Source organism: Streptomyces sp. NPDC088733, assembly GCF_044751185.1.
Taxonomy (GTDB): Bacteria; Actinomycetota; Actinomycetes; order Streptomycetales; family Streptomycetaceae; genus Actinacidiphila.
In genome coordinates, this window is sequence record NZ_JBIVLH010000003.1 from 429,571 (window position 1) to 442,389 (window position 12,819).

The 12,819-nt window shown below is 71.6% G+C and carries 9 protein-coding genes and 2 pseudogenes; 7 read left to right on the forward strand and 4 right to left on the reverse strand.

Going from position 1 to position 12,819, the window contains the following annotated elements:
* Positions 1–170: 170 nt before the first annotated feature.
* The 3 genes from ACIP64_RS08005 to ACIP64_RS08015 all read right to left on the reverse strand — a co-directional run bounded on the left by ACIP64_RS08005 (position 171) and on the right by ACIP64_RS08015 (position 5,028).
* On the reverse strand, positions 171–917 hold the full coding sequence (locus ACIP64_RS08005; RefSeq protein ID WP_401582947.1) for an SDR family NAD(P)-dependent oxidoreductase: 747 nt from the start codon (positions 915–917) through the stop codon (positions 171–173).
* 457 nt (positions 918–1,374) lie between these two features.
* Positions 1,375–2,664: a citrate synthase gene (locus tag ACIP64_RS08010; RefSeq protein ID WP_401582948.1), complete on the reverse strand. Its 1,290-nt coding sequence runs from the start codon at positions 2,662–2,664 to the stop codon at positions 1,375–1,377.
* A gap of 132 nt (positions 2,665–2,796) precedes the next feature.
* The gene (locus ACIP64_RS08015) at positions 2,797–5,028 is read right to left on the reverse strand and encodes an ATP-dependent RecD-like DNA helicase (protein ID WP_401582950.1); all 2,232 of its coding nucleotides are present in this window, start codon (positions 5,026–5,028) and stop codon (positions 2,797–2,799) included.
* 299 nt (positions 5,029–5,327) lie between these two features.
* Here ACIP64_RS08015 and ACIP64_RS08020 point away from each other — a divergent pair, with 299 nt between their 5' ends.
* The 7 genes and pseudogenes from ACIP64_RS08020 (at position 5,328) to ACIP64_RS08050 (ending at position 11,700) form a co-directional block, all read left to right on the forward strand.
* The gene (locus ACIP64_RS08020; RefSeq protein WP_360905924.1) at positions 5,328–6,341 is read left to right on the forward strand and encodes a LacI family DNA-binding transcriptional regulator; all 1,014 of its coding nucleotides are present in this window, start codon (positions 5,328–5,330) and stop codon (positions 6,339–6,341) included.
* 26 nt (positions 6,342–6,367) lie between these two features.
* Positions 6,368–7,906 (forward strand): sugar ABC transporter ATP-binding protein, encoded by a 1,539-nt coding sequence (locus tag ACIP64_RS08025; RefSeq protein ID WP_401583215.1) that lies wholly within the window; start codon positions 6,368–6,370, stop codon positions 7,904–7,906.
* Positions 7,896–8,871: pseudogene (locus tag ACIP64_RS08030) on the forward strand (ABC transporter permease); the annotation flags it as partial. The gene ACIP64_RS08025 and the pseudogene ACIP64_RS08030, both read left to right, overlap by 11 nt.
* A gap of 123 nt (positions 8,872–8,994) precedes the next feature.
* Positions 8,995–9,858 (forward strand): annotated as a pseudogene (locus ACIP64_RS08035) (D-ribose ABC transporter substrate-binding protein); the annotation flags it as partial.
* A 43-nt stretch (positions 9,859–9,901) separates the two neighbouring features.
* Entirely contained in the window at positions 9,902–10,804 is a 903-nt protein-coding gene (gene rbsK, locus ACIP64_RS08040; protein WP_401582952.1) for a ribokinase, read from the forward strand.
* Entirely contained in the window at positions 10,801–11,190 is a 390-nt protein-coding gene (rbsD, locus tag ACIP64_RS08045) for a D-ribose pyranase (protein WP_401582954.1), read from the forward strand. The genes rbsK and rbsD overlap by 4 nt, the downstream gene beginning before the upstream one ends.
* A 66-nt stretch (positions 11,191–11,256) precedes the next feature.
* The gene (locus tag ACIP64_RS08050) at positions 11,257–11,700 is read left to right on the forward strand and encodes a DUF937 domain-containing protein (RefSeq protein WP_401582955.1); all 444 of its coding nucleotides are present in this window, start codon (positions 11,257–11,259) and stop codon (positions 11,698–11,700) included.
* Positions 11,701–11,965: 265 nt separating this feature from the next.
* On the opposite strand, the gene ACIP64_RS08055 is transcribed toward ACIP64_RS08050, so the two are convergent.
* A complete protein-coding gene (locus ACIP64_RS08055; protein ID WP_401582957.1) occupies positions 11,966–12,817 on the reverse strand; it encodes a sugar phosphate isomerase/epimerase family protein in 852 nt (283 codons plus the stop codon).
* Between the last annotated feature and the right edge of the window lie 2 nt (positions 12,818–12,819).

Sequence of the window (12,819 nt, forward strand, 5' to 3'; positions counted from 1 at the left end):
GCCCCGCCCGCTCCCGGCTCCACGCTGGCAGCCGCGCTCGTGCGGGGGCAACCCGGTTTCACCGGGATCGGGGGCGTTCCCGGGGTTTTCCGGGGACCGCGTCATCCTCAGGGAGGGGCCGTGCCGGCCGGCTCCCACCAGGGGAGTACACCGGCGCGCGGCACCCCGGTTCAGCGGCCGAGCAGCTCCCCGCCGTTGCACTGGAGGATCTCGCCGGTGATGAACCCGGCGTCCTGGGAGGCCAGGAAGACCACCGCCGCGGCGACGTCGTCGGGGCGCCCCACGCGGCCGACCAGGGTGCGCCCGGCCCGCCGGGTCAGCTCGGCGGCGTCCAGGCGCGCGCCGAAGAACTCGGTGCCCGCGACCGTGCCCGGGGCGACGATGTTGCAGGTCACGCCGCGCGGGCCGAGCTGGGCGGCCAGGGAGTGGTTCCAGGCGTGCAGGGCGGCCTTGGACGCGCCGTAGGAGCCCCCTCCGCGCAGCGCGGCCACCGACGTCACGGTGATGACCCGGCCCCCCTCGGGCAGCCGGTCCCGCAGGGATTCGGTCACCAGCACCGCGGTCAGCACATTGCGCTCGAAATCGCCTCGCCAGCGGGCCAGGACGCCGTGCGGGCCCGCGCCGATCGCCAGTTCCCGGCTGCCCGCGTTGTTGACCAGCACGTCCACGCGCCGGGGCAGCCGCGCGAGGGCCGCCTCGACGTCGTCGGGGTCGGCGAGGTCGCAGGCGACCGGGGTGACGTCGAGTCCGTGCTCGGTGCGCAGTTCCTCGGCGGTGGCCCGCAGCACCTCGCGGCGGCGGCCCACGATGGTCACATGATCGCCGGCCTCGGCGAACCTCGTGGTCACCGACCGGCCGATGCCCGTTCCCCCGCCGGTCACCACGACGTTCCGGCCCACACTTGCGTTCTGCGACATCACGCTCCGCCCCTCAAGGTGGGACAGCACGTTACGGGACGGGGTCCCCGCGACCGACACGGGGGTCATTCCTGATGCGGATGACGTAGAAAGACGTAGGCGAGACCTAGATCACACTGGCTGAAACGTAACCTTTTGGTTTACAGGGGGGTCTAACCCCGAGAAGACACCGGGCTCCCGGCGGACTCGGTGAGATGATGAACGGGTTGTCTTTGGGGGACAGCCCGGTCGTCACGCCTGGACGCACTGCCCGGAGAGCTTTGAGCGGCCCTCCCGGGCGGCGCGCTCCGGTGGGGCGAGCGCACCCAAAGAACGCCCGGTACGGACCCGTGGGGGGATCCGCTCCGGGAAACGGGAGCGCCCCGTGTCGAACCCGTGGGGGGATTCGGCGCGGGGCGTTTCTCTTTGCTCCGGCGTACCCCGGCGCCCCGCCGGAGCGGGACGCCGGGGTGCGGGATCAGCGGCTCTCGACCGGCACGTAGTCGCGCTCGACGACGCCCGTGTAGACCTGGCGCGGGCGGCCGATGCGGGAACCCGGCTCGGTGATCATCTCGTGCCACTGGGCGATCCAGCCGGGGAGCCGGCCGAGCGCGAAGAGCACGGTGAACATCGTGGACGGGAAGCCCATGGCCCGGTAGATCAGGCCGGTGTAGAAGTCCACGTTCGGGTAGAGGTTGCGCGAGACGAAGTAGTCGTCGCTGAGCGCGTGCTCCTCGAGCTTCAGGGCGATGTCCAGCAGCTCGTCGGACTTGCCCAGGGCGGACAGGACGTCGTGCGCCGCGGCCTTGATGATCTTCGCCCGGGGGTCGAAGCTCTTGTAGACGCGGTGGCCGAAGCCCATGAGGCGGACGCCGTCCTCCTTGTTCTTCACCTTGCGGATGAAGGCGTCCACGTCGCCGCCGTCGGCCTGGATGGCCTCCAGCATCTCCAGCACGCTCTGGTTGGCGCCGCCGTGCAGCGGGCCCCACAGGGCGTTGATGCCCGCGGAGATGGACGCGAAGAGGTTGGCCTGCGAGGAGCCGACCAGGCGGACGGTGGAGGTGGAGCAGTTCTGCTCGTGGTCCGCGTGCAGGATCAGCAGCTTGTCCAGGGCGTCGACGACGACCGGGTTGAGCTCGTACTCCTCGGCGGGGACCGCGAACGTCATGCGCAGGAAGTTCTCGACGTAGCCGAGGTCGTTGCGCGGGTAGACGAAGGGGTGGCCGATCGACTTCTTGTACGCGTACGCGGCGATCGTCGGCAGCTTCGCGATGAGCCGGATCGTCGAGAGGTAGCGCTGCTTCTCGTCGAACGGGTTGTGGCTGTCCTGGTAGAAGGTGGACAGCGCGCTGACCACGGAGGACAGCATGGCCATCGGGTGGGCGTCGCGCGGGAAGCCCTGGAAGAACCGCTTCACGTCCTCGTGCAGCAGCGTGTGCTGCGTGATGTCGCCCCGGAAGCCGGCGAGCTCGTCAACGGTCGGGAGCTCACCGTTGATCAGCAGGTACGCGGTCTCCAGGAAGCTGCCACGCTCGGCGACCTGCTCGATGGGGTAACCGCGGTAGCGGAGGATCCCCTGCTCGCCGTCGAGGTAGGTGATCGCGGACTTGTAGGCCGCGGTGTTGCCGTAGCCGCTGTCCAGGGTGACCAGGCCGGTATTGGCGCGGAGCTTGCCGATGTCGAAGCCGTTGTCCCCAACGGTGCCCTCGATCACCGGGTAGCTGTACTCGCTGTCCCCGTACCGCAGTACTACTGAGTTGTCGCTCACGTCATTCCCTCACCGACGTCGTGCCTCTTCTTCGAGGTTTCGAGGTGCCCTGACCTACCCCTACTGTCCCCCATTTGGCGTGGCCACGTGCACTCGGGGTCGGCCATAGGACCGAAAGGTGGCACCCAGTGCCTATCTTGCCGCTCGTGACAGCCGGTGGTCGAGCGCCGTGAAGCGTCTGCCTGCGGAGACGGTGCGGACCGCCTGCCCGATGGCCTTGCGCGAGCCCACGAGCACGACCAGGCGTTTCGCCCGGGTAACGGCCGTGTAGAGGAGGTTCCGCTGCAACATCATCCACGCTCCGGTGGTGACCGGGATCACTACGGCGGGATACTCGCTCCCCTGCGAACGGTGGATGGTCACCGCGTACGCGTGGGCGAGCTCGTCGAGTTCGTCGAAGTCGTAGGGGATCTCCTCGTCCCCGTCGGTCAGGACGGTGAGCCGCTGCTCCACGGTGTCCAGGGAGGTGACCACGCCCACGGTGCCGTTGAAGACGCCGTTCGCGCCCTTCTCGTAGTTGTTCCTGATCTGGGTGACCTTGTCGCCGACGCGGAAGGTGCGGCCGCCGAAGCGGCGCTCGGGAAGGTCCGGGCGCGCCGGGGTCACGGCCTGCTGGAGCAGTCCGTTGAGCACGCCCGCGCCGGCCGGTCCGCGGTGCATGGGCGCCAGCACCTGGACGTCGCGGCGCGGGTCGAGGCCGAACCGGCGGGGGATCCGGTGGGCGACCACATCCACGGTGAGCCGGGCCGTCTCCTCGCCGTCGTCCTCCACGAAGTGGAAGAAGTCGCCGAGCCCCTGGGTGAGCGGCGGGACGCCGGAGTTGATCCGGTGCGCGTTGGTCACCACCCCGGACTCCTGCGCCTGGCGGAAGATCCTGGTCAGCCGTACGGAGGGGACCGGGCTCCGCTCGTCCAGCAGGTCGCGCAGCACCTCTCCCGCGCCGACGCTGGGCAGCTGGTCGACATCGCCGACGAACAGCAGGTGGGCACCCGGCGGCACGGCCTTGACCAGCTTGTTGGCCAGCAGCAGGTCCAGCATGGAGGCCTCGTCCACGACCACGAGATCGGCCTCCAGCGGCCGGTCCCGGTCGTACGCGGCGTCCCCGCCGGGCTTGAGCTCCAGCAGCCGGTGCACGGTGGACGCCTCGGCCCCGGTCAGCTCGGCCAGCCGCTTGGCGGCCCGCCCGGTCGGCGCGGCCAGGACGACCTTGGCCTTCTTGGCCTGCGCGAGGGCCACCACGGAACGGACCGTGAACGACTTGCCGCAGCCGGGGCCGCCGGTCAGCACCGCCACCTTCTCGGTCAGCGCCAGCCGCACCGCCTGCTGCTGCTCGGGAGCGAGATCGGCCCCGGTGCGCTCGGCCAGCCAGGCCAGCGCCTTGTCCCAGTCCACGTCGTGGAAGGCGGGCATCCGGTCCTCGGGGCCGCGCAGCAGCCGCAGCAGCGCGCCCGCCAGGGAGATCTCGGCCCGGTGGAAGGGCACCAGGTAGACCGCGCGCACGGGCTCCTCGCTGTCCGGGCCGGGCACGGGCTCGATCACCACGCCCTCCTCCGCGGCCAGCTCGGCCAGGCAGTCGATGACCAGACCGGTGTCGACCTGGAGCAGCTTCACGGCGTCGGAGAGCAACTGCTCCTCCGGCAGGAAGCAGTTGCCGTTGTCGGTGGCCTGGGACAGGGCGTACTGCAACCCGGCCTTGACCCGCTCCGGGCTGTCGTGCGGGATGCCGACCGCGCGGGCGATGCGGTCCGCGGTGAGGAAGCCGATGCCCCACACGTCGGCGGCCAGCCGGTAGGGCTGGTTCTTCACAACGGAGATCGAGGCGTCCCCGTACTCCTTGTAGATGCGCACCGCGATGGAGGTGGACACCTCGACGCTCTGGAGGAAGACCATGACCTCCTTGATGGCCTTCTGCTCCTCCCAGGCGGCGCCGATCAGCCGGGTGCGCTTGGGGCCGAGGCCGGGGACCTCGACCAGGCGGGCCGGTTCGCGCTCGATGACGTCCAGGGTGTCGGTGCCGAAGTGCTCCACGATCCGCTCGGCGATCCGCGGGCCGATGCCCTTGATGAGCCCGGAGCCGAGGTAGCGGCGGATGCCCTGGATCGTGGCGGGCAGCACCGTCGAGTAGTTCTCCACCGTGAACTGGCGGCCGTACTGCGGGTGGGAGCCCCAGCGGCCCTGCATGCGCAGCGACTCGCCCGGCTGGGCGCCGAGCAGGGCGCCGACCACAGTGAGCAGATCGCCGCCGCGGCCGGTGTCGACCCGGGCGACCGTGTAGCCGTTCTCCTCGTTGGCGTACGTGATGCGTTCCAGGACACCGGTCACCTCGGCCAGTGCCGGGCGTTGTGACTCTTGCGACTGCGTCATCTCACGACCCCCCGCAGGACACGCGCCGGCGTCCCGCGCGGAGCGCGCCGCGGACGGGGACGCGGCCCGCCGCGACATGCCCCCGATTCCCCCATGACACGGGCCTCCTCCCCCGTCCGCCGACGTGGTCCGACGTCGTGTTCCGAAGGTACCTTCCCGCGCCGACAGCCCCGCCGGGCTTGTGGACAACTCCGCCCGCACGAGGGTCTGGAATGTAACGATCCGGTTGCGTGCTCTTGCCGCCGCGCATGTAATCGTTTCCAATCCTCCTTGTAATCGATTCCACGAGGAGGTGGACGGTGGCGAGCATCAAGGACGTGGCATCCCGCGCCGGCGTATCCGTCGCGACGGTGTCCCGCGTGCTCAACGACCACCCCGCGGTCCGCCCGGACACCCGCACCCGGGTGCTCGAGGCCGTGGCCGAACTCGGCTACCGCCCCAACGGGGTGGCCCGGTCGCTGCGCACCGACCAGACGCGAACGCTCGGCCTGGTCATCAGCGACGTGCTGAACCCGTTCTTCACCGAGCTCGCCCGCTCGGTCGAGGACGAGGCCAGGGCGCTCGGCTACAGCGTCATCATCGGCAACGCCGACGAGCGTCCGGAGCAGCAGGACCACCACATCCGCACCCTCCTGGACCGACGCATCGACGGCCTGCTGGTCAGCCCCACGGACGGCGGCTCGCCGCTGATCATGGACGCGGTGCTCGCCGGCACCCCCATGGTCTTCGTGGACCGGTGGATCCCCGGCATCGGCAACGACGTGCCCGTGGTCCGCACCGACGGCTGCGAGGCGGTCCGCGACCTGGTCGCCCACCTGCACGCCCTCGGGCACCGCCGGCTGGCGATCATCTCGGGCCCGGCCGCGACCACCACCGGCCGCGAGCGCGTGAAGGCCTTCCGCGACGCGCTCGAGGCATTCGGCCTCGCCCTGCCCGACGACTACATCGGGCAGGGCGACTTCCAAGCGGACAGCGGCCGCCGGGCCACGGCCCGCTTCCTCGACCTCCCGGTCCCGCCGGACGCGGTCTTCGCCGCGGACAACCTGATGGCGCTCGGCGCCATGGACGAGATCCGCGCCCGCGGCCTGCGGGTCCCGCAGGACATCGCGCTCGCCGCGTTCGACGACATCCCGTGGTTCCTCCACACCGATCCGCCGATCACGGCGATTTCCCAGCCCACGGGCGAGCTCGGCCGGGCGGCCGTGCGCTCGCTGATCGACCGGGTGGAGGGCCGGCCCGCACCGTCGGTCACCGTCTCCGCCCGCCTCGTAGTGCGCCGCTCCAGCGGCGCGTCCGAAGGGAGCCCCCGTTGAGCACGACCAGCCCCGAGATCCTCCGCATGGAGGGAGTCCGCAAGGTCTTCCCCGGCGTGGTCGCCCTCGACGGCGTCGACTTCGACCTGCACGGCGGCGAGGTGCACGTCCTGCTCGGTGAGAACGGCGCGGGCAAGAGCACCCTCATCAAGATGCTGTCCGGCGCCAACCGCCCGGACGGAGGGCGCCTGCTCGTGGACGGCCGGGAGGTGCGCATCCACGGCGCGCAGGACGCCGAGCGGCTCGGCATCGCCACCATCTACCAGGAGTTCAACCTCGTCCCCACGTTCAGCGTGGCCGAGAACATCTTCCTGGGCCGCCAGCCGCGCCGCTTCGGCCTGCTGGACCGCAAGAAGATGAACGCCGACGCCGCCGCCCTGCTCCAGCGCGTCGGCGTGGACGTCGACCCCCGCACCCCGGTGGGGGAACTGGGCATCGCCCGCCTGCAGATGGTGGAGATCGCCAAGGCGCTCAGCCTGGACGCCCGGGTGCTGATCATGGACGAGCCGACCGCGGTCCTCACCAGTGAGGAGGTCGAGAAGCTCTTCGCGATCGTGCGCCAGTTGCGCACCGACGGCGTCGGCATCGTCTTCATCACCCACCACCTGGAGGAGATCGCCGCGCTCGGCGACCGTGTGACGGTTCTGCGCGACGGGCGCAGCGTCGCCCAGGTGCCCGCGGCCACGCCCGAGGACGAACTCGTGCGGCTCATGGTGGGACGCAGCATCGACCAGCAGTACCCGCGTGAGCGCTCCGACGCCGGCGCGCCGCTGCTGCGGGTCGAGGGCCTCACGCGCGGCGGCATCTTCCAGGACGTGAGCTTCGAGGTGCGGGCCGGCGAGGTGGTGGGCCTGGCCGGGCTCGTCGGCGCCGGGCGCACCGAGGTCGTGCGCGCGGTCTTCGGCGCCGACCCCTACGACTCCGGGACCGTCGAGGTGCTCGGGAAGCGGCTGCGCCGGCACGACGTGAACGCCGCCATGGACGCGGGCATCGGCCTGGTGCCCGAGGACCGCAAGGGCCAGGGCCTGGTCCTGGACGCCAGCGTCCAGGAGAACCTGGGCCTGGTCACCCTCGGTCGCGCCACCCGGGCCGGTTTCGTCGACCGGACGGGGCAGCGCAAGGAAGCCGACCGCATCTCGGGGCAGCTCAAGGTGCGCATGGCCGGCCTCCACCAGCACGTGCGCACCCTGTCCGGCGGCAACCAGCAGAAGGTCGTCATCGGCAAGTGGCTGCTGGCCGACACCAAGGTGCTGATCCTCGACGAGCCCACCCGCGGCATCGACGTCGGCGCCAAGGTGGAGATCTACCAGCTCGTCAACCAGCTCACGGCCTCCGGCCACGCCGTGTTGATGATCTCCAGCGACCTCCCCGAGGTGCTGGGCATGAGCGACCGCGTCCTGGTGATGTCCCAGGGCCGGATCGCCGGCGAACTCCCCGCGGACCAGGCCACTCAGGACTCGGTCATGGCCCTCGCCGTCGGCGCGGGCACCCCTGGCACCGCGGACAACGGCAACAGCAACACCACTGCGACGAAGAAGGATGTGGAGGGCTCCCGTGGCCACTGACACGCTCAAGAAGACGACGGACACGGGTGGCGTCGCCGCGGCTCGCCGCGTGCTCCTCAACAACGGCGCCCTCAGCGCCCTGGTCGTTCTGCTCGTGGCACTGTCGTTCCTGTCGGGCGACTTCCTGAGCACGCAGAACCTGCTCAATGTCGGCGTCCAGGCGGCCGTCGTGGCAATCCTGGCCTTCGGCTCCACCTTTGTGATCGTCGCGGCCGGCATCGACCTGTCGGTCGGCTCCGTCGCGGCGCTCTCGGCGACGGTGCTGGCCTGGAGCGCGAGCTCCGCGGGCCTGCCGGTGTGGCTGGCGGTCGTGCTCTCCGTGGCCACCGGTGTAGCCAGCGGCCTGCTCAGCGGCCTGCTGGTCTCCTTCGGCAAGCTGCCGCCCTTCATCGCCACCCTGGCGATGCTCTCCATCGGCCGCGGCCTGACCCTGGTCATATCCCAGGGCAGCCCGATCGCGTTCCCCGACTCCGTCTCCCACCTGGGCGACACCATCGGCGGCTGGCTGCCGGTGCCCGTCCTGGTGATGATCGTCGCCGGCGTCGCCACGGCCGTGATCCTGGGCCGCACCTACATGGGCCGCGCCATGTACGCGATCGGCGGCAACGAGGAGGCGGCCCGCCTCTCCGGCATCCGCGTCAAGCGCCAGAAGCTCGTCATCTACGGCCTGTCCGGTCTCTTCGCGGCCGTCGCGGGCATCGTCCTGGCCTCCCGGCTCGCCTCGGCGCAGCCGCAGGCGGCGTACGGCTACGAACTCGACGCCATCGCCGCGGTCGTCATCGGCGGCGCCAGCCTGTCCGGCGGCGTCGGCAAGGCCTCGGGAACCCTGATCGGCGCGCTGATCCTCGCCGTGCTGCGCAACGGCCTCAACCTGCTCTCGGTCTCCGCCTTCTGGCAGCAGGTCGTGATCGGCGTCGTCATTGCCCTGGCGGTCCTCCTGGACACCCTGCGGCGTCGTGGCTGACGCCACGCTCCGCCCTTCCGCACACCACCCTCATCACACCCGCAAGGAACGACCCATGCGTATCAAGAAGATCACGGTCACCGCAGTCGCCGTCAGCGCCCTCGCCCTCACCGCCGCCGCCTGCAACTCCGGCTCCGGCTCGTCCTCCGGCACGAAGGTCGGCCTGTCGGTCTCCACCCTCAACAACCCCTTCTTCGTCCAGCTCAAGGAGGGCGCCCAGGCCGAGGCGAAGAAGGAGGGCGTGAACCTGACCGTGACCGACGCGCAGAACGACGCGTCCCAGCAGGCCAACCAGCTGCAGAACTTCACGAGCCAGAACGTGAAGGCGATCATCGTCAACCCGGTGGACTCCGACGCGGCCGGCCCGTCGGTGAAGGCCGCCAACAAGGCGAACATCCCCGTCGTCGCCGCCGACCGCGGCGTCAACAAGGCCGACCTCGCGACCACCGTCGCCTCCGACAACGTCGAGGGCGGCCGGCTGGCCGCCAAGACGCTGGCCGAGTCCCTCGGCGGCAAGGGCACCGTGGTCGTGCTCCAGGGCACCGCGGGCACCTCCGCCGCCAACGAGCGCGGCCAGGGCTTCGACGAGGGCATCAAGGCCTACCCCGGCATCAAGGTGGTCGCGGAGCAGGCCGCGGACTTCGACCGCACCAAGGGCCTGGACGTCATGACCAACCTGCTGCAGGCGCACTCCGACGTCACCGGCGTCTTCGCGCAGAACGACGAGATGGCCCTGGGCGCCATCAAGGCGCTCGGCTCCAAGGCCGGCAAGACCGTCAAGGTCGTCGGCTTCGACGGCACCCCCGACGGCCTGACCGCGGTCAAGGCGGGCACGCTCACCGCGTCCGTGGCCCAGCAGCCCAGCGAACTGGGCAAGCTGGCCGTGCAGAACGCCGTGAAGGCCGCCAAGGGCGACAAGCTCCCGACCCTGGTCAAGGTGCCGGTCAAGGTCGTCACGGAACAGAACGTCGCGGGCTTCACGTCCTGACGCGACGCACCGTTACGGCCGATTCCGCGAAGGGAACACAAAGATGCACGGCTACGACCTGCTGGTCGTGGGGTCGGCCAACGCCGACCTGGTGATCCACGTCGACCGCCGCCCGGCGGCGGGCGAGACCGTCCTCGGCTCCGACCTGGCCACCCACCCCGGTGGCAAGGGCGCCAACCAGGCCGTCGCCGCGGCCCGCCTGGGCGCGCGCACGGCGCTGCTGGCGCGGGTCGGCGACGACGCGCACGGGCGGCTGCTGACCGGGTCGCTCAGATCGGCCGGCGTGGACACCTCCGGCATCCTGGTCGGCGACACCCCCACCGGGGTCGCGCTGATCACGGTGGACCCTTCCGGCGACAACAGCATCGTCGTCTCGCCGGGCGCCAACGGGCGCCTGGGGACGGCCGATGTGGCCGGGGCGCACGAGCTGCTGGCCGCCGCCCCCGTCGTGTCGCTGCAACTGGAGATCCCGCCCGCGACCGTGGCCGCCGTCGTGGCGGCGGCCACGGAGGCCGGGACGCGGGTGGTGCTCAACCCGTCGCCCCCGGCGCCGCTGCCGCCGAAGGTGCTGGAGGGCTGCGATCCGCTCGTGGTCAACGAGCACGAGGCGCGCTTCCTGCTGGGCGAGGACGCGGGGGCCACTCCGGAGGACTGGGCACGGGGGCTGCTCGCCCTCGGGCCGCGCTCGGTGGTCGTCACCCTGGGCGCCGGGGGCGCCCTCGCGGCGACGACCGACGGCACGGTGCTCGTGCCCAGCCTGCGCGTGGAGGCCGTCGACACCACCGGGGCCGGTGACGCGTTCACCGGGGCGCTGGCCTGGCGGCTGGGCGCCGGCGACGACCTGGAGACCGCCGTGCGGTTCGCGGTGCGCGTCGGCGCCGCGGCCGTGACCAAGGCGGGTGCGCAGGAGTCCTTCCCCACCCTCGACGAGACGGAACAGCTGTGAAGAAGTCCGGAATCCTCAACCGCCACCTGGCGGGCGCGCTCGCCGCGCTCGGTCACACCGACCTGGTCGTCGTCTGCGACGCGGGCCTGCCTATCCCGCCCGGCCCCGTCGTCGTCGATCTCGCCTTCCGCGCCGGGACGCCCTCGTTCGCCGAGGTGCTGGGGGGGCTCCAGGAGGAGCTGGTGATCGAGGGCGCCGTCGCCGCCAAGGAGGTGCGCGACCACAACCCCGAGGTCACCGCGCAGCTCGAGGAGGCGTTCCCGGACCTGGAGCTGGTCCCCCACGAGGACTTCAAGGCGCTCACCCACCAGGCCAGGCTGGTCGTCCGCACCGGGGAGGCGCGACCCTACGCGAACGTCATCCTGCGCTGCGGTGTCCCCTTCTGAGCGGGGTACATCCGTCCGGCTGCGGTCGGCGGGCCGAGCGGGCGATTCGCAACTAACGTCCGGAGCATGAGCGATCGACCGCTGAAGGACGAGGTACTGGAGGAGCTGGGCGAGGACCGGCTCCGGGAGATCGCCGCGCTGCTCGGTACCGACGCCGACGAGACGCGGCAGGTCGTGGGCGGTTCCGTGGCCTCGCTCACCGGGGTGCTCACCGACGACGCGGTGACCCCCGGCGGAACGGCCGAACTGTGCCAGGCCATGGAACAGGCGGCGAACGCGACCGAATCGCTGCCCGCCGCGGCCGCCGGCTTCGCCGGGGTGCAGGGCGGCGCACAGGGCGGAAGCAACAGCGGCGCCCTCGTGGCGGTCCTGACGAAGGTCGCCGCTCCGGCGGCGCGGGCGGTGGCCAAGCGGACCGGGCTGCCGGAGGAGGCGGTCGCCGGGGCACTGGAGTCGATCATCCCGGTGGTCGCGGCGGTACTGGCCCGGCGGGCGCGCGAGAAGCGCTGACCGCCTGCGGGACCGCGGGGCGCGGGGCCCGTACACCGCCCCGTGAACGGCGAAAGGGGTCCGGCTCGGCCGGACCCCTTAAGCGTTCCCCTCCCTCTGCGTGGTGTCCCGAGCCCCCTCCGGACACCGCGCCTCCCCCTCACTCAAGACCCGTACGAGGCCCCCCTCAGGGTCTTGACGCTACATAGACCCGCGAGCCCGGGGGATGGTTGCACGCCCTCCAGAAGAAATTTCAAAGTTTTCCGATCACCCCTCGGAGGCCCGTTCACACCACGTGGGAGCGGTACCTTGCGATGGTTTCGTCCAGAACGTCCCCGCCGTCACGGGCCCACAGGGCCGGGTTGAAGATCTCTACCTCGACGGGCCCGGCGAATCCGGTCGCGTCCACCTGCTCGCGGAACCCCCGCAGATCGACGCACCCGTCGCCGAGCTGCCCGCGCCCCAGCAGGACGCCCGCGGGCAGCGGGGTGATCCAGTCCGCGACCTGGAAGCAGGCGATGCGACCGCCCTCCCCGGCCCGCGCGATGCCCCGGCCGGCGAGGTCGTCCCACCACAGGTGGTAGGTGTCCACAACGACGCCGACCCGCTCGGCGGGGAAGCGCTCGGCGATGTCCAGGGCCTGGGCGAGGGTCGACACGACACAGCGGTCCGAGGCGAACATCGGGTGCAGCGGCTCGATCGCGAGGCGGACACCCCGCTCGCCCGCGTACGGGGCGAGTTCGGCCACGGCGTCGGCGACCCGCTCGCGAGCGGCGGCGAGATCGCGCTCCCCGGCCGGGAGGCCGCCGGAGACCAGCACGAGCGTGCCGGTGCCCAGCGCCGCGGCCTCCTCCACCGCCGCGCGGTTGTCGGCGAGCGCGGCGGCCCGCTCACCGGGGTCGGAGGCGGTGAAGAAGCCGCCGCGGCACAGCGAGGTGACCGTGAGCCCCGCGTCGCGGACGAGCTTCGCGGCGGCCTCCACACCGAACTCGCGGACCGGTCCGCGCCACAGGCCGACGCCCGGCACACCGCGCGCGGCGAGGCCGTCGACCAGTTCGGGAAGGGCGAGTTGGCGCACGGTCTCCTGGTTGACGCTGAGCCGCACGAGATCGTCCGGGACGCGATTGTCAGTACCCACTG